The organism is Paenibacillus sp. alder61, from assembly GCF_020179875.1.
In the GTDB taxonomy this organism is placed as follows: Bacteria; Bacillota; Bacilli; order Paenibacillales; family Paenibacillaceae; genus Fontibacillus; species Fontibacillus faecis.
Window position 1 is genome coordinate 68,708 of sequence record NZ_JAIUDG010000024.1, and the last position, 23,801, is coordinate 92,508.

Here is a 23,801-nt window from a genome sequence, read left to right on the forward strand (position 1 = left end):
AGGATTATCACACGTTATTTTGAAGAAGGAGGCCAAGTGCCATGAATTTTTTGGGACATGTCGTCCGCTTTATCGTCTCGGCCCTCGTTCTGCTTGTTGTCGGCTGGATCGTTCCGCAATTCAGCATCGGCGGATTCGGCAGCGCCCTGCTCCTTGCGCTCGTCATCGCTTTATTGGGCTGGGCGATCGAGGGAATCTTCGGTAAAAGGGTCACTCCGTTCGGAAGAGGCATCGTCGGCTTTATCACCAGCGCCTTGGTGATATGGTTGGCCCAGTTTATCGTCTCCGGCGTCTCCGTATCGATGATCGGAGCATTGCTGGCCGCGCTGGTGATCGGGATCATCGACCTGTTCATTCCGGTATCCACGCCGTTTGACGCCGGAAAATAATAGTAGTCAAACCCGATAGAGACCAACGAATCAAATCCGTCCCCTTCCCCGGACGGATTTGTTCTGTTTCCCCGTGTTCGAATTCACGATTCCTTCAAATCTTGTTCGACTCCCTCCTGTCTATCTACGCTATAATAATTCTTGATATTGTCAAAAAAACGTCATACAGAGAGGGATTAGCGTGAAAAAAACAGTTGCCGTTTTAATTTCTTCTGTACTTATTCTCCTGTTGGCTGCTTGCGGCGGAGGCAGCGGTTCCGGAAACAGCAGCGCGGCAAGCGATGTAAAGCCGGAAGCCGAATTGGTGATCGAAGCATCCAACTACAAGTTTGATCAAGCGGAGTATCGCCTTAAGAAAGATGTTCCCGTCAAAATCACGTTTAAAAATGTGGAGGGCAATCACGGCATTCTTGTCCCGGGCCTCAAGCTCCACCTGGATGGCAAGAAAGATTCAGCCGTCATTATCCCGAAGGAAACGGGAGAGTTTGAAGTAGCCTGTTCTATCATGTGCGGTAGCGGACACGGCTCGATGATCTCCAAAATCATCGTGGAATAGCAGAAACAGAGCCCCCGGCGTTTTCAGCCGGGGGCTCTGCCATTACCTGTCCTAATTTTGGTCCTGCTCAATCAGTTCGATCCATTCGTTGTACTCGTTCTGCAGCTTGGCGTAGTCGTCTTTCAGGCGGCGGTATTCCTCTTCCCGCTGCTGCACCTTCTCGCGTTCCACTTCGCGCTCGGCCTGAAGCAAGCGATATTCATGGGAGATAATTTCGTAACTGTCCGTAATCTCCTGCAACTGTGCGGCGATCTCTTCCTTCTGTTTCTCAAGCTCGCCGTATTCCGCGGAGAGGGTCAACGTCCGCTCGCCTCCGGCGGCGCATTCCTGCTGCCATTCCGCCAGTTGACGCTGCAATTCGGCCTCGGTTTCCCGCCAGGACGCCAATTCTCCCTGCGCGGCCGCAAGCTGCTCTCTCCATTCGTTTTCGCGCCGTTCGGCCGCTTTACGGGACTCCTCCAATTCCTCCGCGAGCGCAACATATTCCTGCATTTCCCGCTCGCTTTCCTCAAGCCGCAAACGCAGACGCTTGCTCTCCTCTTCCAGCTGCCGCTTGTCCTCGCCGGCCAGTTCGGCCGCCTTCTTGGCGGATTGGCGTTCGCCTTCAACCTGCGAAAGCTTGGCCTTCAAAGATTGCAAATCCTCTTCCAGCTGCGCGGATTTCTCCTGTTCGGACAATCTCTGCTCTTTCGCCGCCTCCAGTTCCCCGGTTACGGTCCGAAGCTGTTCCTCCAGCGAATTCGTCCGCTCTTCCGCCTCCAAAAGAGTGATCTCCAGCCGGCTTAGCTCATCGTTTCGCTTCTCCGCCAGTTTATGCCAGGAACTCTCGTTCTGTACGGCCGCCGTCAGCTCCGTGCGAAGCTTGTTCTCGCGTTCCTGGGCCTCCTGGAGCGAACGGGTATGCTTTTTGGCTTCCGCGTCGGCCGCCTGAATCGACTGATGCGCGAGCTTAAGCTGCTGCTCCAGCTTCATACCGTGCTCTTTCGCCCGTTGTTCCGCCGTTTTGGCGGCCTCTTCCCGCTGCGCGGACGCCTTGAGCTGCTGCTGCAACTGCTCCCGTTCTTCCTTCGCCTTGCGGGCATCCTGCTCCACCGTGCGCAGCTTCGCTTGAAGCTGCCCGTTGCTCCCGCGCTGCTCGGCCAACTGGCGCTCCAGTTCCTGAATCCGGGCCGTGGCCTTTCGGATTTCCTCGTCGCGTTCCTTCAAACCGGCTTCGGCTCGGCTAGCCTTGTCCTCAAGCTGTTTCTTATCGCTTTTTAACTGGTGATGCTGCTCCTGCAATTCTTTATAATCATGTTCCTGCTTCGTCTGGAGCGCCTGCATCACGGAAATTTCCTGGGCGAGGCTTGCCTTCTCACGCAATGTCCGGTCCAGTTCGTCCTGGAGCTGCTCCGCTCGCACCGCTTCTTCCGCCATACGGACGGCGGCGAGCACCGCCAGCCGCGGGGTATCGAGATGGGAATACATCTTGGCGATGGAACGCATCTGCTCGTCGACGCGCCGGGCTACCTGCTTGGTGTATTCCGCATTACTCCCGACGATTTTATATGAAGTGCCGTATATTTCCACATTTACACTAATACGGTCAGGGTTATTCACAGCCAAGTGCCTCCTTCGGTCGGGGTTTCATCTCAGATGTCTGTATTTGAACAAAAGTCACATCGAATATTTGCATAAGGAATGATTCGATGTGACTCTGTTTAATTCCTGCTATTTTCGCAATTCGGCTCCAAAAGTTTGCTCCAGCGTCTCCACAACTTTACCGTGAACCTCGGCGACCTCTTCATCGGTCAGCGTCCGATCCATGTCGCGGTAAGTCAGGGACAACGCCACGCTCTTCTTGCCTTCGCCCAGCTTGCTGCCGGTAAACACATCGAAAACCTCGACGGATTCAAGCAGCGATCCGCCCGTCGCGCGAATCGCGGACATCAGCGAGGCCGCTTCGATCCCGGCATCCACCACGACAGCGATATCCCGCTGCATAGCCGGGAAGCGCGGCAGATCCCGGTAGGAAACCGTCTCACCCGCCTGTTCGTACAGCGGTTCCAGGAGAAGTTCGGCCACATAGGTGTCATCCAGATCCATCTCCAACTGCACTTCCGGGTGAAGCTGTCCGAGGGTGCCGATCTTCCGGTTGCCTCCGGAACCGTTCAGGTAAATGGAAGCGGACCGTCCGGGATGGAAGCCCTGCGGCTGATCCGCCGCATAGGAGACTTGTTCGTTGAGGCCCAGGTATTCAAACAGGCTTTCCAACGCGCCCTTCAAATCATAGAAGTCGACCTTCTCGGCCGGGGTATTCCAGCGTTTTTCACCGCGGGAGCCGGCCAGCAGCAGCCCGAGCACGGATAATTCGCGAGGCTGGGCGGTCATGGAAGGATCCGTGCCCTGGAAAACGGTCCCGATCTCGAACAAAGCCAGATCCTCCTGCTTGCGGTTCCGGTTATACTGCGCCATATCGAGCAATCCCGGCAGCAGACTGCTCCGCAGTACGCTGCGGTCCTCACTCATCGGCATGGCCAACTTGACCTCGAAGCCGCCTTCGCCAAGCTCGGGGAATTTGCGGGAGGCGCCTTCCCGGATAAAAGAGTACCCCATCGTTTCCTGCCATCCGCCGTGCACCAGCGTACCGCGCAGCGCGCGACGTAGCGCCTGCGGCTTCGTATAGCCGCCCGCCGTCGTCGGTCCCTCAATCGCCGTGGTCGGAATATGATCGTAGCCGTACAAACGGGCCACTTCTTCGATCAGGTCGACATCGCGGGTAATATCGCCGCGGCGCGTTGGTACGCGAACTTCCAATACCTGGTCCGACGTTTCGGCGAAATCGAAATTCAATCGGCTCAATATCGCCTTCGTTTCAAGCGTCGAAATTTCCGTTCCCAAATATTCGTTCAATTTGTCCAGGGAAAGGGCGATTACCCGCTCCTGCTCCTCGGAAACGACGGACTGCACCACGCCTTGCAGCACATGGCCGCCGGCCAAGCGGGCCATCAGTGAAGCCGCACGATGGAGAGCCGGAAGAACCCGAGCCGGATCCACTTCCTTCTCAAAGCGCTGCGAAGCTTCGGATCGCAGCCCCAATTGGCGCGAAGTCTTCCGCACAACCGCCCCGTCGAATTTTGCGGATTCCAGGATGATATTCCGCGTATTCTCCGTCACTTCGGAATCGAGTCCGCCCATGACGCCCGCGAGCCCGACCGGACGGTCCTCCCCGTCCACAATCAGCAGGGCTCCCGGCTCAAGTTTGCGCTCCTGGCCGTCCAGGGTCACCAAGGTTTCCCCCGCCTTTGCGGTGCGAACCCCGATGGCCCCTCCGGCAATCCGGTCGGCGTCGAAGGCGTGCAGCGGCTGGCCGTATTCCAGCATCACATAATTCGTGATGTCGACGATGTTGTTGATGGGGCGGATTCCCGCGGCCATCAGCCGGTTTTGCATCCACAGCGGGGAAGCCCCGATCGTCACGTTGGAGATATAACGCACCGCATACCGGCTGCACAGGTCAGGGGAAGCGTTCCTAACGGAAACTTTGCCGCTGGCCGGCTCGGCGGTTTCCACCAGCTCTTTTTCCGGTTCGGGAAGCCGGATTTCCCGGCCCAGGATCGCTGCGACTTCATAAGCCGCGCCGATCATGCTGAGACAGTCGGAACGGTTCGGCGTCAAATCGAAGTCGAGGACCTGGTCGTCCAACTGCAGCAGTTTCGTAATCGGCGTCCCCACTTCGCTGTCTTCGGGCAGCACCAGAATGCCTTCCTGCTGCTCCTTCGGCAACAGCTTTTCATTGAGGCCGAGCTCCTTGGCCGAGCATATCATCCCCATGGAAGCGACGCCCCGCAGCTTGGCCTTTTTGATCTCCAGGCCGCCGGGAAGCTTCGCGCCCACCAGGGCAACGGGCACCTTTTGACCGGCCGCCACGTTTTTTGCACCGCAGACGATCTGCAGTTCCTCGCCCGTTCCGGCATCCACAAGACAAACGTTCAGCTTATCCGCATCGGGATGCTTTTCCTTGCTCTTGACAAAGCCGACCACGACCTGGGTGACTCCGTTATTGCGGTTCTCGACCGAGTCGATCTCGATCCCGGAACGGGTGATTTTCTCAGCCAATTCCAGCACATCGACCTGATCCAATGATACATATTGCGACAACCATTCGGCGGAAACTTTCATATTCGTTCTCCTTCCTTCTTCTTGAGGCTAGATTCTGGCGAACTGCTGCAGGAAGCGCAGATCATTGTTATAAAAATGACGGATGTCGTCAACCCCGTATTTCAGCATCGCGATCCGCTCGACGCCCATGCCGAACGCAAAGCCGCTGTAGATTTCCGGATCGTAGCCGCCCATCTCCAGTACGCGGGGATGCACCATACCGCTGCCCAAAATCTCCAGCCAGCCGGAGTTTTTGCAGACTCTGCAGCCGCTGCCGGCGCATTTCACGCAAGTGACGTCCACCTCCACGCTAGGCTCGGTGAAAGGGAAGAAGCTCGGACGCAGACGAATTTGCGTATTGGGGCCGAACATTTTGCGGGTGAATTCCAGAAGCGTGCCCTTCAAGTCGCTCATCCGGATTCTTTTGCCTACGACCAGGCCTTCGATTTGATGGAACTGGAAGGAGTGCGTGGCATCGTCATCATCGCGGCGGAAAACGCGTCCGGGACAGATCACCTTAATCGGCACTTCGCCTTGCATCGCTTCCATGGTGCGGGCTTGCACCGGAGAGGTCTGCGTACGCATCAGCAGTTCTTCCGTCAGGTAAAAGGAATCCTGCATATCCCGGGCCGGATGGTTTCTCGGCAAATTCAGCGCCTCAAAGTTGTAATAATCGGTCTCCACTTCGGGTCCTTCCGCGATCCGGTAACCCATTCCGATAAAAATATCCTCAATTTCTTGAATCACCTGGTTCAGCGGATGTACCGCCCCCTGTTTCATCGGTCGTCCGGGCAACGTTACATCCACCTTTTCGGCGGCGAGCCGGCGTTCGGTTTCCTGGCGTTGGAATTCCTGCTGCTTCGTATCGATCAGCGATTCAATCGCTCCGCGCACCTCATTGGCGACCTGTCCGATCACCGGGCGTTCCTCGGCACTAAGCGCGCCCATTCCGCGCAAAATTTCGGTCAGCGCCCCTTTTTTGCCCAAATATTTGACGCGCAGGTCATTCAGCTGTCCCGCATCGGCCGTCCGGCCGAGTTCCTCCAGCGCCTCAAGCTTGAGTGCTTCCAATCGTTCTTTCATCGGCAAATCCTCCTTAAGCTGTATGAATGATGGATTCATCACGGAAAAACAAAAAAGCCTTTTCTCCCGAAAAGGGACGAAAAGACCGTGGTACCACCCTTGTTAGAGTTTCGTTCCCGCCGCATGATTCCCGCCGTTAAACGGGCGGTAACCGGAGGAATATCGACTCTCACTTTCATCGACGTAACGGGTCGCGGCCGGTATCCTCTAGTGCACGCCATAGAAGCTGCTTCAAGCTTCCGCGCGGTTCAAGGAACTGCTCCGGAGCGAACTTCGGCAGCCTGTTTCCGTAGAGACGTTCTCAATCCACGACGTCTCCTCCCTGTAAGGAGGCTTCTGCCTACTCTTCTCCATCATCGCATTTGCTTTTTGACTTATCTGCTATTATATGCAAAGTTAACGCTTATGGCAAGCCGATGCCCCCGCTTTGGATTTCGGTCCCACCTATGGTATCGTAAACTGGAGTGTATACTTCCAGAAGGTTAACTCTAATCATCTAAGGAGCTATGATAGCTATGAACGGTAACTTACGCAAAAATATTACACCTGGGATCACCGTGGACATCGTTCTGAAAAAGGACCAGCCGACAGGCCGGCTGACACGCGGCATCGTTAAGGATATTTTGACCAATTCCCAGAGTCACCCTCACGGAATCAAGGTGCGGCTTCAGGACGGTCAGGTGGGGCGGGTAAAGCAGATTATATCCGGCGACGCCATCGTTTAAAAGGCAAACGGACGGCCTTGATGGCCGTCCGTCTTTCTATTTATTAGTCCAGATCCGAATCCCCGGTCACTCGCGGATTCCCGGTGCGGTCCAAACGGGCTTCCTCCCGTCTCAAAGTATCCCGCACCTGTTCCGTGTCCTGGACTTCACGCTTATGAACCTCAACCTCACCGGTGACCACCGGCCGCTTCGTAACTTCCACACGTTCCTCCGAAACCGGAATGCGGATGGTCTCGCCGGTCCCGATCGGCCCTTCCCCCATCGCTTCGCCCGCTGTTTCGGGAACCACCTTTTTCTCGACCACGACCTCCTCCCGGCTCACGGGAACGTCGATCGTTTGCTGCTCCTCCACCACTTCCTTGCGTAAATTCACTTCGCCCGCAGGCTCGCGGCGCTTGGAAATGTCGAGCTGCTCCTCGCGAAGCGGCATGCGCCGTTCCTCCCTAGCGTCCTCCGTAAGCGGCTCCGGAGTCCGTTCGAGCGTGGCGATCTCCTGGTAGAAGGTACCCGCGGGTTCGCGGGTTTCCGTTGTTTGGGCATCCCGGTAATGATGGGCGTTCAAGGAATGATGGTTGCGGAAAATACCGTAAACCCGCGTCTCCTGAAGCTCGTCCGCATCAACCATAACCAAAATTCTGCCGTGTTTTACAAAAGCATCGTATTCCTCGGCTTCTTCTTCCGGAATACCGAGTCCCACCAGGCCGCCGACCAATCCGCCGGTACCCGCACCGACGGCCGCGCCGGTTAAGGTCGCGGCGATCGGACCGGCCGCCACGATCGGGCCGATGCCGGGAATGGCCAACGCGCCGAGACCTGCGAGAAGCCCCGCGACACCGCCCAGCAAGCCGCCCGTCGCCGCACCGGCCGCGATTCCTTCGGGCGCTTTTGTTCCCGTTTCTTCATGAATATCCCGGATATCCTCTTTATTTTTTCCGATGACCGAAATCTCTTCCGGTTTGTACCCCAATCCCCGCAAGTCCATAATCGCTTCCGACGCATCTCGTTCGGATGCAAAAACGCCGACAATTTTGTTTTTGGCCATGTCGATTACCTCCTGATGTAGATTGAGTTCAGAACATAATTAACCGCTGGCCGGATGTTCAAACTTCCAAAACTTTTCAACAAACATTTTGTATACGTGTAAATGATGCGCATTCGTTTATTGACGCGTGTAATTTTATACTGACGAGGCCTTATCCAAAACGAATCAAACTTGCCCCAAGCTCTGCCTCATACACGTAAAATAACCCAAGCTACTATGCCGTTGCCGCTTTTGCCTGCCCCTGAATGGGTGCGCTTATTTATTACTAGTCCCCCTTCAGCAACCTTGATCATATAGAATACCTCCAGATTTGCATCTTTTTGGAGTTGGGAGTTTGGAAGCACTCTAAGCTTGAACACTCCTATGCTAACGCCCCCATCAGGTTTTTTGCTGCAAGCATCACTACACCACCCGCATAGCAGGTGTTTTTTGTTTCGCACGCTTCGCGTGCTCAACTGGCTAAAGCCACTAACAACAAAAACCCTTGCTGCGCAAGGGTTTTTGTTTGCTTATAACTAAGCGGGTGATGGGAATCGAACCCACGCTACCAGCTTGGAAGGCTGGAGTTCTACCATTGAACTACACCCGCATATGAACAAGTCTTTAATGGTCGGGACGACACGATTCGAACATGCGACCCCCTGGTCCCAAACCAGGTGCTCTACCAAGCTGAGCTACGTCCCGAAGCTTCGTCACGGTAAACCCGCTCGCGAAGACAAAATATATATTAACACTTTGTAAAAAAGGTTGCAAGTGTTTTTTGAAATGGAAGCCGAAAGCCAGTTCCTTAGCCGGCCAACCGGCTAAGGAACTGGCTTTCCAGGACGGCAGCGGGCACCGGGCGACTGAAGAGATATCCCTGACCCTCATGGCAGTTTTGCTCCCGCAAAAAGTTCAGCTGTTCTTCATTTTCGACGCCTTCCGCCGTCACCTTCAGCTTAAGGTGATGAGCCATCGTAGTGATCGTGGAAACGATCGCCGCATCATTGCCGTCGAGCATGACTTCCTTGACAAAGGACCGGTCGATCTTAAGCCGGTCGATCGGCAAATTTTTCAAATAATTGAGCGAACTATATCCCGTGCCGAAATCATCGATACTGATATGTACTCCCAGGCGCTTCAGGCTCTGAAGTTGGCTTAACGCCGTCTCGATATCGAAGGTCATGCTCTCGGTCACTTCCAGTTCCAAATAATCGGCCTCCAGCCCGACTTCCCGCAAAATCGCATCCACCTTGTCGGCCAAATTATACTGCCGGAATTGGCGCATCGACAGGTTCACCGATACGCACACCGGCTCATACCCCTGGATTTGCCAGTTTCTCGTGTCGCGGCAAGCGGTTCGCAGCACCCATTCCCCTAGCGGGACGATCAGGCCCGATTCCTCGGCCAGCGGGATAAACTCGCCAGGCGAAATCAGCCCGCGTTTGGGGTGATTCCAGCGGACCAGCGCCTCCATCCCGACCATCTTTCCCGTTTTCAAGCTGAATTGAGGCTGATACTCCAGAAAAAACTCGCCCCGAAGCAAGGCCTTACGCATATCATTCTCCAGTTCGACTTTCGATTGGGTCCGCTTCTTCATCGTCTCGGTATAGCGGATAAAGACGAGATCATGCTCCTTCGCATGATGCACCGCCATATCGGCGTATTGAATCAGTTGGTCGACGGATTGGCCGTCTTCGGGATACAGCGACAACCCCATGCTGAGCGAGATGTGAAATTCCGTATCATCGATCCGGACCGAGGGATTAACCGATTCCAGCATCTGCTCCGCTCTCTTTTCAAACCCGGACACCCCGTCCGGCACTGAAAAAAGAACCGCAAACTCGTCTTCCCCCATCCGGAATACTTCCTCTCCGGAAAGAAGCAGTCCCTTCAGGCGGTCGCCCAGTTCTCTCAGGAGCTGGTCTCCGGCGCTGTAGCCCAAGGAATCGTTAATGGCCTTGAAGCGATTGATGTTGATCACGGCGACTCCGGCCCGAACGGGTTCGTGTTTATTATCGGAATCGATCAACGCAGCCAGCATCTGTTTTAACCGGCGAAGATTCGGCAGGCCCGTCAAATCGTCATGATAAGCCATATATTCCATGCGCGCTTCCACCGCCTGCTGTACGCGAAACGGCTCGTCGATCGTCAGATGATAGACCCCTTTTAAAACGAAATAATAGGAAATGGCAAGATAAACGCTCCCGACGGCATGCATGTAACCAACCTCGGCCGGATCGGCTAACATCAACAGCGGAAATCCCATCATCATAAACATCAAAGCCCGGTTGACCATCATGGCCGCCGGCGGCCGCTCATGACGATATCGGTAAAGGATCGAGGTGATTGCGGCCGCGTGAAGACCCAAGACAGCGATGCATATCGCGATTCTTCCCGGGACCTGAAGATGCGATTCCAACCATGAAACGGGCAGGTATTTCTGATATGTATAAAGCAATACAATTCCGGCCGCGCTAACCAGCGCGGTTCCCAGCAGTACGATGAACTTATGTTTGCCCGAAATTTGCCGGTCGGGAACCGAGAAAATAAACAGCATTCCGATCGGGCACACCGCATTGGCGATCATCAAAAGGGCCGCGGTCAAGCCCGGTCCGGTTTCCAGGCCGAACAGCCGAATTTGTCCGATCCCCGCGGTATACAGCACATCGAGGGCTCCCAATAGAAAGAAAAGCACCGCCGAATACAACCGCTGTCTGGATAGCTTCTCGGTAAACATGATCCAGCCTTGGGTGAAGATCGCGAAGGATATCGCACCGCAGATCAGACCCGATAACAATTGCACCGTTCTCAACGCTTCAATGGAGGACGGCTTCACCGGAATTCCCGCGGACGTTATAAAAGCCGCCAGCATGACCCCCAGACCGAGCACTCCTTGGATAACGGTTACCCTCTCCTCTGTTCTGATTCCCATTGTGTGTTCAACCCCCGGAGGTAAGTATCTTTGAAGCTGTGACACTAGTACAATTCAACAAAAAACGACCTTTTCCTGCTTGCCTCCGCATGAAATAAATAAAAACGGTGACCGCGTGTCGGCATAGAAAAAACCCCGGCTTGGCAGGCCGGGTTTAAGGGAAAGCGGTTTATGATTTCTTCTCGAAGCTGACTTCCGGAGTCGTCAATTTATCATAAAATTCGACGACTTTATCTTTATCCGACGAAGCCCGAAGCGCCATCGCCGAGCGCGGATGTTCATCCAGCGTACCGGTAATCATGTAGGGAACCAGATAGCCCCATTCCTCCTTCTCACGGAGCGGGATCAACAGTTCCTCCAGCACCTCGAGAACCGGACGAAGCTTGTAATCGGTGTTTTTCAGATGCGTTACGAGCAGTTCCGTCGGGCAATTTCCCGCTGCGCGGCCCATGCCGTACACCGAAGCATCGAGAAGCTCGACGCCGAGATCAGCGGCGACAAGCGTGTTGCTGAAGGCCAACTGCATGTTGTTATGGGTATGAACGCCAAGCCGTTTATTCGGCAGATGCGTCTTAAACTTGTTCACGAGATGCTCCATATCCTTATAGTCAAGACTGCCGTAAGAATCGACGATGTACACGACGTCGACGACGCTTTCTTTGATTAATTCGAAAGCTTCGAGCAATTCATGCTCCATCACGTTGGACAGGGCCATAATATTCAACGTTGTCTCGTATCCCCGATCGTGGAACAATTGCACCAGCTTAAGCGCCTTATCCACGTCCTTGACGTAGCAGGCAACCCGAATGAGATCCAGCAGGCTTTCCGTACGCGGCAGGATGTCATTTTCATCCACTCGTCCGATATCCACAAGGGCGGAAAGCTTCGTTTTCCCTTTTTGCGGAATCACTTGCTTCAGGAACTCATCGTCCAAAAAACGCCACGGGCCGGCTTGGTCTGCCCCTTTCAGAAGCTTCGGCGAATTTTTATATCCGATTTCCATATAATCCACGCCCGCCTCATTGAGACCGGCATACAATTTTTGAACGAATTCCACACTAAAATCCCAGTTGTTGACTAATCCTCCATCGCGTATCGTGCAATCGACAATTTTACAATGATTTGTCTTCATCTTTTACCGATCCCTTTCCCTTGCGTGTATTAATATCCATCTTACTTGAAGGTAAAAGCAAAAGTAAAGAATGGGCTTCGTATTTTTGAGTGATATTTATCACAGTTGGCTTTTTTTACGGCATGATATATTATAATCCTAGTGTAAATGAGATTGATTATCAGTATCGATATCCGAGCAAGAAAGGTGTGACGCCCAATGGCTTTTTGCCGTAGTTGTTTATTGAATTTAAAGCCGGGGGAGTCCGGAACCATCTGTCGTTTCGGGCAAATGGATCCCGTCCTCAAACGCCGGCTGGCCGATCTGGGCATTTCGGTGGGTTCAGCGATTCAGGTAAAACAATACTGTCTGTGGGGAGGGCCGGTTGTGCTGGAGTGCAGCGGTCAGCTCCTGGGGATCCGCAAGAAAGACGCGGTTCATATCGAGGTGGCTGTCTCATGAGCGATGCGGTCCTGGTCGGAAATCCGAATACCGGAAAAACATCCCTGTTCAATACGCTTACAAGTTCCTATGAATATGTCGGCAATTGGTCAGGTGTTACGGTCGAGAAAAAAGTCGGCCGGCTTAAGGACAAGAGCGGCATACTGACCGATTTGCCCGGCATTTATTCGCTCCACCCTTTATCCCGGGATGAAGGCGTAGCTTCCGAATTCTTGCTTACCGATTCCCCCTCCCTGCTGATCAACATTGTCGACGCCTCGCAGCTGGAGCGGAATTTGTATCTGACGCTTCAACTGCTTGAGTACGGAAAGCCTGTTATCATCGGTTTAAATATGATGGATGTGGCCGAATCCCGCGGATTGGCGATCGATACCTCAAGGCTGGCAGCCCGGCTGCAGTCGAAGGTCGTCCCGCTGATCGCCCGCACCGGAGCCGGGAGCAAAGAACTGCTGCTGGCCATGTCCCGGGCGGAAGCGCGCGATAACGCCGGATTCCGAGTCGACTACGGAGAGGTCGTCGAAAAAGCGATTGAACTTATTTCCCGGGAAGTAAACGGGTTATTCCCTTCTCTATCCCCCCGTTGGCTGTCGCTTCAAATATTGGAGAACAACCCGGTGGTCATGGAATCCTCTCCCTTTCTTGAAGCCGGGGTACGCTCAACCGTTTCAAAGATCAGGGATCAGACGGAACAACAGCTTAGATCCTTGACGGGGACAGATAATTCCTCGCTGCAAGAGTATATCCGGAGTGTTCGTACAACGCTGATTCAACAAATTTGCCGGGAAACGGTCGATTTTAGCCAATCCAAACCGCACACGCTGACGGAAAAGTTGGATAAAATTGCGGCGCATCCGGTCTGGGGCGTCCCGCTTTTCCTGTTGCTCATGTATCTGACCTTTCAGCTTACGTTTGACTGGCTCGGCAATCCGCTGTCGGATATATTAGAAGGCTTTATTTCCGGCCCAGTCAGCAGCTTGGCGATCCAGGTCCTAGGAGCCGTGGGGGCTTCGGACTTCACCCGTGCGCTCATCATCGATGGAGTTATCGGGGGCGTGGGTGGTGTGCTGGTCTTCATTCCCCAGATTTTTATTATGTTCCTGATCATTTCTTTTATTGAGGACTCGGGATACATGGCCCGCATCACCATCATGATGGATAAATTGATGGAGATGGTCGGGCTGAACGGCAAAGCGCTCATTCCGTTTATTATCGGCTTTGGCTGTAACGTGCCGGCCGTCATGGCCTCGCGAAGTCTGGAACAACCGAAAGAACGGCTGCTGACGATGCTGCTGACGCCATTGATGTCCTGTTCCGCCCGTTTGCCCGTCTATGCTCTGTTTGCCGGAGTCTTTTTTGCGAAGTCCCAGGCGTTAGTCGTCCTTTCACTTTATGTCCTGGGGATCGTACTCGCGCTTCTTCTGGCCAAACTGTTTTCCAGGTTTATCTTCAGCGGAGAGAAGTCCTTTTTTATGGTGGAGCTTCCCCCTTACCGATGGCCCCAGGCCGTCACTCTCTTCCGCAGTACTTGGGAAAAAGGCAAAGGCTTTCTGCGTAAGGCGGGTACCTTTATTCTCGGCGGTTCCGTCCTGATTTGGCTGATGACCTACCTGGGACCCGGGGGCATTGCAAGCGATATGGACGACAGTTACCTGGCCGCCGTCGGGGGGCTGCTCGCCGGGATCCTGGAACCGCTGGGCTTCGGCACTTGGCAGTCGGGAGCCGCGCTGATCACCGGGTTTATGGCTAAAGAGGTCGTCGTTTCCACGATGAATATCATCTATCATGTGCCTGATCTGGCCGGGCTGCAAGGGCAAATCGCGGGGGCGTTCACGCCGCTCCAGGCGTACAGTTTTATGGCGTTCGTCCTGCTGTATACGCCTTGCCTAGCCACGGTGGGGGTTCTCCGCAAAGAAACGGCCTCGTGGAAATGGACACTGTTTTCGATCGTCTATTCCCTGACTCTCGCCTATCTTGTGGCCTTGATCATTTATCAAGGCGGAATATGGCTCGGTCTATAGCTTTAATAACGCGTATATCTAAGCTTGCTCAACCTATTCGTCTTGAAGGGAGCTTCCAAATATGGCTGATATATTGATCGCCGGGACCGTGTTTGTCCTCGCCGCTATCGCTTTGTATCGCGGGGTCCGCAAAAGCCGGAAGGGCGTTTGCGCTTCCTGTGCGCAAAACAAATCCTGCGCGATGGCATGCGCCGAACCTCCTTCCCCGAGTTCCAAAAAGTAAAAGTGCTGGCAGCAAAGGCGTCATCCTTTGCTGCCAGCACTTTTTGCATCTATAGCGTAATGACAACGGGCCCCGACTATATGACCAAAGGCAGGGCGATGACGAAGACTGTCCCGGCTCCCTTAACACTATCGACGTGAATGTGGCCCCGGTGATTCTTTATGATCCGGTAGCTGACCGACAACCCAAGGCCCGTCCCCTTCTCTTTCGTCGTAAAGAAAGGATCAAACAAGCGCGCGAGCAAAGCCTTATCCATCCCATTTCCATTATCGCGAATCGTAACGTTGACGTAACGGCCCTCCGGTTTTACATGGATATCGATCACACCCGCATGATCGCCTTCGACTTCTTCGATGGCATCCATCGCATTTTTGATCATGTTGAGCAGTACCTGCTTGATCTGCTTCACGTCAATGGAGACGTTCATGACGGTATCGGCTTCTTTCAGATGGATCTCGCATCCCTTCATCAGCGCCTCGCTTTCCGTTAACAAGACGACCTCTTTCAGCAGCGAGGTAATGCTCATCACCGTTTTCTGCGGAGCGGTGGGCTTGGACGAGTTTAAAAACTCATAAATAATATCGTTGGCCCGGTCGATTTCAGTCAAAATGATACGGGCATATTCATCTCTCCCCAATTGAATCAAATGGGGCCGGAGCAGTTGAATAAAACCGCGGATTGCCGTCAGCGGGTTCCGGATTTCGTGAGCGATCGCCGCCGATATTTTCCCCAGCATCGCAAGTTTGTCATTTTGATAAGCCGTCTGTTCTATAAGTTTGAAGTCGGAAACATCCTTGACGCTGAGCAAAAAATCGCCGTCCATCTGGTCTCCGTATGTCACCGTGGTAAGCCAGTATCTTCCGTATTCATCAACCAGTTCATGATTTTTCTTGCGGTAAAAGATGGTTTCACGATAAAGTCTAAGGATCTTCTTCTTCTTAAACCGGCTAAGATGAGGGTGGCGGAGCAGTTGAAGCAAATTGCAGCCGATAAGCGAATGGCGAGGAATTTCAAGCAGCCTGGCCATTTGAACATTGACAAAGGTTAAAACTCCATCGCTGTCAAATAGCATAATGCCGCTGTCAAGATGCTGGAGTACATTCTCGTACTTGTTCTTCACAAGCTGGGTCGATTGATACGCTTTCACAGACTGAAGCAGTGTCTCCTGGAATTCGCTCAACAAGTCGGTTCCCCCTTTTCTCCGAATGATCTTTCTGCCTCTGCAACAACGAACGATCACTATGCGGATGTTCATACCTGTCATACAGTATGAATCTACAACTATCCACCTTGTTTCCTATTCCATGAGCTCGTCCTGTATGTAATTTCGAACTGCGGCCGCCGTATGTAATACGGCCTAAATCAATCATAGTAAAGACTTCCAAATATCGTCAATCAGAGATCCTGTCGAAAAAAGGGGATTTTAGGTTAAGTCGTACTTCTTAATAGAAACAGCTCCCCGAATTGGAGAGCTGTTTCATGGCCTAGCTATTTTGTTGGAGTAATCTCGCCCTGCGCCTGCTCATGACCGCAAGGCGCTTTTTCAGTTCATCCTCCCACTTGTCATCACCGATTTGCTTGGCCACGGAGAGCAGATCGAGCGCCATGTCGATCTGGTTCTGCACGAGATCCATCGGTTCTTCATCCTCCCGATTAACGCAATTTCCAAAAATGGAGTCCTCGTCTTCCATAATAAAATCCTGGAAATCAATCTCGGAAAGACCGTCCCCGTGAGCATACTCCGCCAGCACTTCATATTCGTTCTCCACTTTGTAGTGGACTTCAACTCTATGGCAAACCGGGCAAAAAAGAAGCGGAACATTATGAACCTGGGTGCGGTAGTGCTTCAATGTTCCTTTGGTCCCGACCATACTTGCGCCACAGCAAAAACTCATTTCCCGACACCCTTTCCCGTTCAAGTTTCCGAACTGTCCCATGGATATAATTTGTGATTGCCTATATCTATTCTCGACAACGGCCGCAAATTCCTTTACAGCTAACAGGATGAACCCGTTGATTATAAAAAATACGAAAAATGACCTAGATCTATAAATCCTGCCTAAGGCGAATTTGCTTTTGCCTAAATGCAAATTACGAGGGCAAAAGGCCCCCTGTTGCGGACACTTGCCAACAGGGGGCCTTACGGCTATTTACTTATTAAACTTGAAGCGTTTTGTCACCCGGTTTCCAGTTCATCGGGCACAATCCGCCGGATTGCAAGGCTTGCAGCACGCGCAGCGTTTCTTCAACGCTGCGGCCTACGTCATTGTGGTTCACTACTTGATATTTCAGTTCGCCTTCCGGATCGATGATGAACAATCCGCGCAGAGCTACGCCCTCTTCTTCAATCAGAACGCCGTAGTCGCGGGCCACGCTCTTTGTGATATCCGAAGCGAGCGGGAAATTCAATCTTCCCAAACCGTTATTTTCCTTCGGTGTGTTGATCCAAGCCTTATGGCTGTGTTCGGAGTCAATGCTCACACCCAAAATTTCCGTATCCAGCTCCTTAAACTGAGCGTAAGCTTCGCTGAGAGCGGTAATTTCCGTCGGGCATACAAAGGTAAAGTCGAGCGGATAAAAGAAGAATACCAGCCACTTGCCGCGATAATCGGACAGTCTTCTGCGCCCAAACTCCTGACCGTCGCCCGTTACAATCGCCATGTCAAAATCCGGAGCAGGTCTTCCCACCAATCGTTCTGCCATTTGAAATATCCTCCTTTATAATATGTAAGAAACCCGAAAGGCCTCTCTATCACAGGATTATTTTGCGGCTTTTGGCCACATTTCAAATGGTATCATTCGGAATTTTCAAAGTCAAGATTGTAATCATTTCTTATTTATAATTATTATAAACTATTTCTTCATTGCGGCGACAATGAGGTCTCCCATGGCGGTCGTGCCGATCGCTTTGCTCTTGTCCACCGCGATGTCTCCGGTACGATGACCGGCATTCAGCACATCGGCAACGGCCCGTTCGATCGCATCCGCGGCATCCGCATAGCCGAATGTCATCCGGAACATGAGCGCAACCGATAGAATCGTGGCGATCGGGTTGGCGAGGTTCTGTCCGGCGATGTCCGGAGCCGAACCGTGTACCGGCTCGTACAAACCGAAGCTGCCTTCTCCGAGGGAAGCCGAGGACAGCATCCCGATCGACCCGGTCAGCATCGCCGCTTCATCGCTCAGAATGTCGCCGAACATGTTTTCCGTTACGATAACGTCGAAACTTGCAGGGCGGCGCAGCAACTGCATCGCGCAGTTGTCGACCAGCACGTGTTCCAGCTCTACATCCGGATATTCCGGCGCGATCCGGTTCACAACTTCGCGCCACAATCGGGAAGTTTCCAGCACGTTGGCTTTATCCACGGACGCCAGCTTTTTGCGGCGTTTTTGCGCAATTTCGAAAGCCTGGCGCACAATGCGCTCCACTTCGCTCACATTGTAGGCGCAGGTGTCGACCGCTTCCTGGCCATGCTCGGTATCGCGGCGGTATTTTTCGCCGAAGTAGATGCCGCCCGTCAGCTCGCGGACAACGATCAAGTCGGTCCCTTCAAGCACTTCCGGTTTCAACGTGGACGCGTCCTTCAGGCAATCGAATACCACGGCCGGACGCAGGTTCGAGAACAAGCCCAGCGCTTTGCGGATGCCAAGCAATCCGGTTTCGGGCCGAAGCTCCTTCGGATTGTTGTCCCATTTCGGTCCGCCGACCGCACCCAAAAGCACCGCGTCGGCCTTTTGGCAAATGTCCAGCGTTTCCTGCGGAAGGGGCGTTCCCTTCTGGTCGATGGCGATGCCGCCGAACAAAGCATGTTCCGTTTCGAAGCTATATCCAAACAGTTCTTCCGTCCGCTTAAGCACTTTTTCCGCTTCCGCGACCACCTCCGGGCCGATTCCGTCCCCGGCGATCACTGCGATTTTTTTAACTTCTGCCATGGTTGATTACTCCCTTTCTTCGGTAACTCACTCGAATAAACTCCTGTTTTAGTTGTATCATAGGTTGATTACGCTTAGCCAAGATATAGAATCTATTAGAGTTATAGGTTTTAACTATAAAAGGGAGATGATAAGCGCAACCACGTCCGTCTGCTTAAGAATAACGCCTCTAGAAAAAACCTCCAATGCGGCGTACCACAATGGAGGTTCTGATTCATTTCTTTAATTCCGCAATGCTCTAAAGCAATGGCTTGCGAAAAAGTTATTATTTCTTGATCCAGTGCATCAAGCCGCGCAGCTCTTTGCCGACAACTTCGATCGGATGGTTGGCTTCGTTGCGGCGAGTTGCTGTAAGGAAAGCACGGTTCGATTGATTTTCCAGGATGAAGTCGCGGGCGAATTTGCCTTGTTGAATGTCGGCAAGCACTTCTTTCATCGCCTTCTTCGTTTCCTCGGTGACTACGCGAGGGCCTGTTACATAGTCGCCATATTCCGCGGTGTTGGAAATCGAGTCGCGCATCGTTGCCAGTCCGCCTTCATAGATCAGGTCGACGATCAGCTTCAGCTCGTGCAAGCACTCGAAGTAAGCCATTTCCGGAGCATAACCCGCTTCCGTCAAGGTTTCAAAACCCGCTTTGATCAGCGCGCTTACGCCGCCGCACAGTACCGCTTGCTCCCCGAACAAATCGGTTTCGGTTTCCTCACGGAACGAAGTTTCGATAACCCCGGCGCGCGTACAACCGATGCCTTTGGCATAAGCCAGTCCGATTTCTTTCGCCTTACCTGTGGCATCCTGATGGATCGCGATCAAGCCGGGAACCCCGAAACCTTCGACATAAGTACGGCGAACCATGTGACCCGGGGACTTAGGCGCAACCAAAAGCACATCATTGTCCGGAGACGGAACGATTTGGCCAAAGTGTACGTTGAAACCATGGGCGAACATCAGAGCTGCGCCTTTTTTCAGGTTTGGCGCAATTTCGCTGTTGTACACGGAAGCTTGCGTTTCATCCGGCATCAGAATTTGTACGACATCCGCACGCTTGGTCGCTTCCGCTACGGAAAGAACTTCAAATCCGTCCTCTTTCGCTTTGTTGAAAGATTTGCCTTCACGAAGGCCGATAACGACTTGAAGACCGCTTTCACGCAGGTTTTGCGCATGGGCATGACCTTGGCTGCCGTATCCGATGATTGCGATGGTCTTTCCTTTCAATACGCTGAGTTCTGCATCTTGTTCATAGTACAAAGTAACTGCCATTTTTAATGCCCTCCCATAAATTGCGGGTATGCGTATCGCATGTCCCTGTTATATTTGGTTCTCCGCCTGTTTGACGGGTGATTCATGAGACCTCGCGGTAGGGGTTTCCATTCGCTATGCCCCGGGCCTCATCAATCCCCCGCCAACGGGTCGGAGAAGGTTGATGAATCGGATAAAACTAGTATGGCCTGATCTTTATGCGTTTCCTCGTATCATAGCCGTAACCCCGGTTCGGGAAAGCTCGCGGATCCCGTAAGGATGCAGCAGCTCGATCATCGCATCGATTTTCTCCGTATCGCCCACAACCTGAACCATCATACTGTTGGTTCCGATATCCACGACCGCGGCGCGGAACGTTTCCACAACGCCCATAATCTCCGGGCGCTCCGCCGGTTCCGACTTTACCTTGATCAGCGCCAGCTCCCTGGCGACCATCGGCTTGGAACTTAGATTTACAACCTTGATGACATCGATCAGTTTATAAAGCTGTTTCTCGATTTGTTCCAAGGTTTTGTCGTCCCCCTGGGTGACGATAATCATCCGGGACAATCCTTCTTCCTCCGACTGCCCGACCGTAATGCTCTCGATATTGAAGCCGCGCCGGCCGAACAGGCCGGACACGCGCTGCAGAACACCTGGCTGGTCATTGACCAAAACGGAAATTGCATGGCTCTTTATCATGATTCATCGTCCCCCATCAGCATTTGATCAATGGTGGAACCTTGAGGTACCATCGGATACACGTTTTCTCCCTTTTCAACCACAAATTCCACCAATACCGGGCCCGGCGTTTCCATCGCTTCTTTCCACGCCTGTTTGGCTTCCTCTTTGTTGGTGGCGCGCAGGCCTTTCACGCCGTAAGCGTCCGCCAATTTCACGAAATCCGGGCTGCCGGCCAAATCGATATGACTGTACCGGTTGTCGTAGATCAATTCCTGCCACTGCCTTACCATTCCGAGTACCTGATTGTTGATAACGACGATTTTGACCGGAATGTTATTGATCGCGCAGATGGCCAACTCCTGGGCGCACATCTGCATCCCGCCGTCCCCGTTGATTGAGATAACCAACCGGTCGGGATGGGCCATTTGCGCACCGATCGCCGACGGGAATCCGAAGCCCATCGTCCCCAACCCTCCGGAAGTAATCCAGGAGCGCGGCTGATTGAACTTGTAATACTGGGCCGTCCACATTTGATGCTGACCAACGTCCGTCGTTACGATCGCTTCCCCGCGGGTCGTTTCATTCAGATGCTCAATAACCCATTGCGGTTTTAATACCGTATCGGAATCCTTGTAGCGGAACGGGTACTTCGCTTTGGATTCCTGGACATTCGCTCTCCAGGCATCCGCTTTTGCCGCCCGTCCGACCAAAGGATTCAGCATTTCCAGCACCGTCTTCACATCGCCGACAATCGGAATGTCGGTGGCTATGTTCTTGCCGATTTCCGCCGGATCGATATCGATATGGGCGATTTTCGCATGTGGGGCGAAGCCGTCCAGCCGTCCGGTTACCCGGTCGTCGAATCTCGCTCCGATGCTGATCAGCAGATCGGCCTGCTGAATCGACTGGTTTGCCGTATAAGTCCCGTGCATCCCCGGCATGCCCATCCACAGCTCATGTCCGCTCGGGAATCCGCCGAGGCCGAGCAATGTCGTCGTAATCGGAATTTCCGTTCGGTTTACAAATTCCAACAGCGCCTCGTGACCGCCCGAGTAAACCACGCCCCCGCCGGCCAAAATGACCGGACGCTCCGCTTCCTGAATCGCTGCGGCAAGCTTGTCGAGCTGCAGACGATTCGGAACAACGGTGGGATGGTAGCCCCGAAGGTTCACGGATTGTACCGGTTCGAACAAGGCTTTATTGGCCGAAACATCCTTCGGAATGTCGATCAGCACCGGGCCTTTTCTTCCGGTATTCGCGATGTGGAACGCCTCGTGGATAATCCGCGGCAGCTCCTCCACACTTCTTACCAGGTAACTGTGCTTCGTAATCGGCATCGTTATGCCGGTGATGTCCGCTTCCTGGAATGCGTCGGTCCCAATCAGGCTGGAAACGACATTGCCTGTAATGACGACGAGCGGAACCGAGTCCATGTAGGCCGTCGCGATCCCCGTCACCGTATTCGTCGCTCCCGGACCGGAGGTGGCGATGCAAACGCCAACCTTACCGCTGGCGCGGGCATAACCGTCTGCCGCATGAATCGCGCCCTGCTCATGTCTCGTCAGCAGGTGATGAAAATCGGTAAAACCGTACAAGGCGTCGTAAATGTACAACACCGCGCCTCCCGGGTAACCGAAGACGCACTCGACACCTTCCAAAAGCAAACTGCGAAGCAAGATTTCCGACCCGGAAATGACTTCCGGTTTCATCCATTTCTCACGTAATTGTTCTGTAGACCGCACTGCTGGAATTTGCGCGCTCATCAGTCATCCTCCTTCCAAGAATGGGTAATTCGATTTTTTTTGATTTGTATGCAACAAAAAAACCTTCCGTCCGCCGGAATAGTCTCCTATTCCGAGGGACGAAAGGTTTAGCTTCCGTGGTACCACCCATGTTCACCCGGTTCTTCGCAGTACCGGACCTTGACGAGTACAGGCCCAATAAACCCATACCCGCGGTCTTTAACGCAGACCTGACGATTTCCCCTAATACGCCGTTCGCAAGCTTTACCTAGGATCGCTTGCAGCTTTTCAGGGAAACAGCTCCGAGGTGAGCTCGCATTTAAGGGAATAATGCAGGATGGTCTCAGCAAATCCATCCATTCTCTGAGCAAAGAGCCCTTAAACCTTCGTCCTCATCATCGCCGATTGCCGATTGAAGTAATCGTTAAAATGTTTAGGAACATTATATGATTAGTTTACATCCCGAGTCAATACCCATTTGGAGCCAGTTTTTTAATGACCCCTGGCGTCGGTGGCGGACAACGAATAACGTCCGGCTCTTGAGGTCGCTTGAAATCCGGTTGGTTTTACCGGAACGCTTTGCCCTCCTTACGTCATATGATAGAGTAAAGCGCCCAATTTTATTCGGGTTCGCGTCTTTCATTCACAAATACTTAGGAGGAGGTAAAAGAGCGGATGATACGCTACAGAAGGCCCAAACAGGATGATCCGGTCATTTTCGAATTAATCCATAAGGAGCTTGTCCCGTTTTCCAACCTGCCTCCGCAAGAATTAAACGCCGTACTGAAAGACCTGCCCAAGCGGCTGGCGAGAGGCGTGACGCTGGTAGTATCCCCCTGTTACGAATCCGATCCCGTAGCCTTCATCCACTTTATGGTGCACGGCGATCTTTTATATATCGATATGATGGCGGTATCTCCCGCGCACCGGCGCAAACGGCATGGGAAAGCGCTGCTGGCCCATGCCGAAAATTTCGCCGGTTCGCGCGGATGTTCCCGGGCCAAAGTCTTGGTGGACCGCGACAACACCCGGGCTCATCAGTTTTACCGGAAACTTGGATACCGTACGGTTCGCTTTATCCAGCCTTCGGCGTGCTTTGAGCTGGAGAAAAGACTGCTTGTTCGGCGCTAGCCGTTTACCAAAAATAAGGGTTTACACCGTAAGGATATCCGTAAGGTCCCGCCCCGTACGGGCCCGGTCCGTATGGGCCGTAACCTCCATATCCGCCGTAGTTATAAGGGGACGCTCCGATGGCGAGCAAATCGAACAAAACCAGCGGGATAATCGCTTTGGTTTTGACTTTTTTTCCGGAGTTTTGCGTCACGATCAAACGGTTGCCGCTGATTTTGACCAGCTTGCCCGTTACGATTCCACCGTCCTTTTTATAGGCGATAATCGACTTGCCGAGCCACTTTTCGGCGTCCTTTCTTGTTACCTTTTTGCTCATGGTAACCCTCCTCCAGTGTGGGATCCCTAGCCATAATTCCGGCTATTCGTCTTCACACCACTATATTCGGCCCGCCTTGTTTCCGCCTGCGCCAT

The 23,801-nt window shown here is 53.1% G+C and carries 21 protein-coding genes, 2 tRNA genes and 1 other annotated feature; of the genes, 7 read left to right on the plus strand and 16 right to left on the minus strand.

Translation table 11 applies throughout. From position 1 onward, the window contains the following. Nucleotides 1-41 precede the first annotated feature (41 nt). Together LBW89_RS22325 and LBW89_RS22330 are read left to right on the plus strand one after the other, a co-directional pair. Nucleotides 42-389 (plus strand): phage holin family protein, encoded by a 348-nt coding sequence (locus tag LBW89_RS22325; protein ID WP_148450636.1) that lies wholly within the window; start codon nucleotides 42-44, stop codon nucleotides 387-389. A 181-nt stretch (nucleotides 390-570) separates the two neighbouring features. Then, nucleotides 571-945, plus strand: coding sequence for a cytochrome C oxidase subunit II (locus LBW89_RS22330; RefSeq protein WP_148450637.1), 375 nt, complete (start codon nucleotides 571-573; stop codon nucleotides 943-945). Between the two features lie 51 nt (nucleotides 946-996). On the opposite strand, the gene zapA is transcribed toward LBW89_RS22330, so the two are convergent. The 3 genes from zapA to pheS all read right to left on the minus strand — a co-directional run bounded on the left by zapA (nucleotide 997) and on the right by pheS (nucleotide 6,168). Further along, nucleotides 997-2,544, minus strand: coding sequence for a cell division protein ZapA (gene zapA, locus LBW89_RS22335; protein WP_148450638.1), 1,548 nt, complete (start codon nucleotides 2,542-2,544; stop codon nucleotides 997-999). Nucleotides 2,545-2,655: 111 nt separating this feature from the next. Beyond that, nucleotides 2,656-5,106 (minus strand): phenylalanine--tRNA ligase subunit beta, encoded by a 2,451-nt coding sequence (gene pheT / locus LBW89_RS22340; protein ID WP_148450639.1) that lies wholly within the window; start codon nucleotides 5,104-5,106, stop codon nucleotides 2,656-2,658. Nucleotides 5,107-5,133: 27 nt separating this feature from the next. Then, nucleotides 5,134-6,168: a phenylalanine--tRNA ligase subunit alpha gene (gene pheS, locus LBW89_RS22345; protein ID WP_148450640.1), complete on the minus strand. Its 1,035-nt coding sequence runs from the start codon at nucleotides 6,166-6,168 to the stop codon at nucleotides 5,134-5,136. Nucleotides 6,169-6,237: 69 nt separating this feature from the next. Beyond that, nucleotides 6,238-6,534 (minus strand) — a binding site (T-box leader). A gap of 149 nt (nucleotides 6,535-6,683) precedes the next feature. Between pheS and LBW89_RS22350 the strand changes: the two genes are divergently transcribed. Further along, on the plus strand, nucleotides 6,684-6,893 hold the full coding sequence (locus LBW89_RS22350) for a YwbE family protein (RefSeq protein WP_148450641.1): 210 nt from the start codon (nucleotides 6,684-6,686) through the stop codon (nucleotides 6,891-6,893). A gap of 43 nt (nucleotides 6,894-6,936) precedes the next feature. Here the strand turns inward: LBW89_RS22350 and LBW89_RS22355 are convergent, their stop codons facing one another. From LBW89_RS22355 to LBW89_RS22375, 5 genes are all read right to left on the minus strand, one after another. Next, nucleotides 6,937-7,935: a YsnF/AvaK domain-containing protein gene (locus LBW89_RS22355; protein ID WP_148450642.1), complete on the minus strand. Its 999-nt coding sequence runs from the start codon at nucleotides 7,933-7,935 to the stop codon at nucleotides 6,937-6,939. 518 nt (nucleotides 7,936-8,453) lie between these two features. After that, nucleotides 8,454-8,524, minus strand: a tRNA-Gly gene (locus tag LBW89_RS22360). 18 nt (nucleotides 8,525-8,542) lie between these two features. Then, a tRNA-Pro gene (locus LBW89_RS22365) sits at nucleotides 8,543-8,619 on the minus strand. 103 nt (nucleotides 8,620-8,722) lie between these two features. Beyond that, on the minus strand, nucleotides 8,723-10,849 hold the full coding sequence (locus LBW89_RS22370; RefSeq protein WP_148450643.1) for a putative bifunctional diguanylate cyclase/phosphodiesterase: 2,127 nt from the start codon (nucleotides 10,847-10,849) through the stop codon (nucleotides 8,723-8,725). Nucleotides 10,850-11,018: 169 nt separating this feature from the next. Then, nucleotides 11,019-11,981 carry an aldolase catalytic domain-containing protein gene (locus LBW89_RS22375; RefSeq protein WP_148450644.1) on the minus strand — a complete coding sequence of 321 codons (963 nt, stop codon included), beginning with the start codon at nucleotides 11,979-11,981 and terminating at the stop codon, nucleotides 11,019-11,021. A 198-nt stretch (nucleotides 11,982-12,179) separates the two neighbouring features. Here LBW89_RS22375 and LBW89_RS22380 point away from each other — a divergent pair, with 198 nt between their 5' ends. From LBW89_RS22380 to LBW89_RS22390, 3 genes are all read left to right on the plus strand, one after another. Beyond that, a complete protein-coding gene (locus LBW89_RS22380) occupies nucleotides 12,180-12,422 on the plus strand; it encodes a FeoA family protein (protein ID WP_148450645.1) in 243 nt (80 codons plus the stop codon). Then, nucleotides 12,419-14,440 (plus strand): ferrous iron transport protein B, encoded by a 2,022-nt coding sequence (gene feoB, locus LBW89_RS22385; protein WP_148450646.1) that lies wholly within the window; start codon nucleotides 12,419-12,421, stop codon nucleotides 14,438-14,440. Before LBW89_RS22380 ends, feoB begins: the two co-directional genes overlap by 4 nt. Nucleotides 14,441-14,501: 61 nt before the next feature. After that, nucleotides 14,502-14,663 carry a FeoB-associated Cys-rich membrane protein gene (locus LBW89_RS22390; RefSeq protein WP_148450647.1) on the plus strand — a complete coding sequence of 54 codons (162 nt, stop codon included), beginning with the start codon at nucleotides 14,502-14,504 and terminating at the stop codon, nucleotides 14,661-14,663. Between the two features lie 76 nt (nucleotides 14,664-14,739). On the opposite strand, the gene LBW89_RS22395 is transcribed toward LBW89_RS22390, so the two are convergent. The 7 genes from LBW89_RS22395 to ilvB form a co-directional block, all read right to left on the minus strand. Continuing rightward, nucleotides 14,740-15,846 (minus strand): ATP-binding protein, encoded by a 1,107-nt coding sequence (locus LBW89_RS22395; protein ID WP_148450648.1) that lies wholly within the window; start codon nucleotides 15,844-15,846, stop codon nucleotides 14,740-14,742. A gap of 301 nt (nucleotides 15,847-16,147) precedes the next feature. Continuing rightward, on the minus strand, nucleotides 16,148-16,558 hold the full coding sequence (locus LBW89_RS22400) for a hypothetical protein (RefSeq protein WP_148450649.1): 411 nt from the start codon (nucleotides 16,556-16,558) through the stop codon (nucleotides 16,148-16,150). A 262-nt stretch (nucleotides 16,559-16,820) separates the two neighbouring features. After that, complete coding sequence (locus LBW89_RS22405) at nucleotides 16,821-17,366, minus strand: peroxiredoxin (protein ID WP_148450650.1); 546 nt, start codon at nucleotides 17,364-17,366, stop codon at nucleotides 16,821-16,823. Between the two features lie 150 nt (nucleotides 17,367-17,516). Continuing rightward, entirely contained in the window at nucleotides 17,517-18,596 is a 1,080-nt protein-coding gene (leuB, locus tag LBW89_RS22410) for a 3-isopropylmalate dehydrogenase (protein WP_148450651.1), read from the minus strand. Between the two features lie 265 nt (nucleotides 18,597-18,861). After that, complete coding sequence (gene ilvC / locus LBW89_RS22415) at nucleotides 18,862-19,854, minus strand: ketol-acid reductoisomerase (RefSeq protein WP_148450652.1); 993 nt, start codon at nucleotides 19,852-19,854, stop codon at nucleotides 18,862-18,864. 195 nt (nucleotides 19,855-20,049) lie between these two features. Further along, nucleotides 20,050-20,535, minus strand: a complete 486-nt coding sequence (gene ilvN, locus LBW89_RS22420; RefSeq protein ID WP_148450653.1) for an acetolactate synthase small subunit — start codon at nucleotides 20,533-20,535, stop codon at nucleotides 20,050-20,052. Beyond that, nucleotides 20,532-22,280 (minus strand): biosynthetic-type acetolactate synthase large subunit, encoded by a 1,749-nt coding sequence (gene ilvB / locus LBW89_RS22425; protein ID WP_148450654.1) that lies wholly within the window; start codon nucleotides 22,278-22,280, stop codon nucleotides 20,532-20,534. Before ilvB ends, ilvN begins: the two co-directional genes overlap by 4 nt. Nucleotides 22,281-22,934: 654 nt before the next feature. On the opposite strand from ilvB, the gene LBW89_RS22430 reads away from it, so the two are divergent. Then, nucleotides 22,935-23,390 carry a GNAT family N-acetyltransferase gene (locus LBW89_RS22430; protein ID WP_148450655.1) on the plus strand — a complete coding sequence of 152 codons (456 nt, stop codon included), beginning with the start codon at nucleotides 22,935-22,937 and terminating at the stop codon, nucleotides 23,388-23,390. A 4-nt stretch (nucleotides 23,391-23,394) separates the two neighbouring features. Here LBW89_RS22430 and LBW89_RS22435 read toward each other — a convergent pair whose 3' ends face one another. Further along, nucleotides 23,395-23,706 carry a hypothetical protein gene (locus tag LBW89_RS22435; RefSeq protein ID WP_148450656.1) on the minus strand — a complete coding sequence of 104 codons (312 nt, stop codon included), beginning with the start codon at nucleotides 23,704-23,706 and terminating at the stop codon, nucleotides 23,395-23,397. Nucleotides 23,707-23,801: the final 95 nt, after the last annotated feature.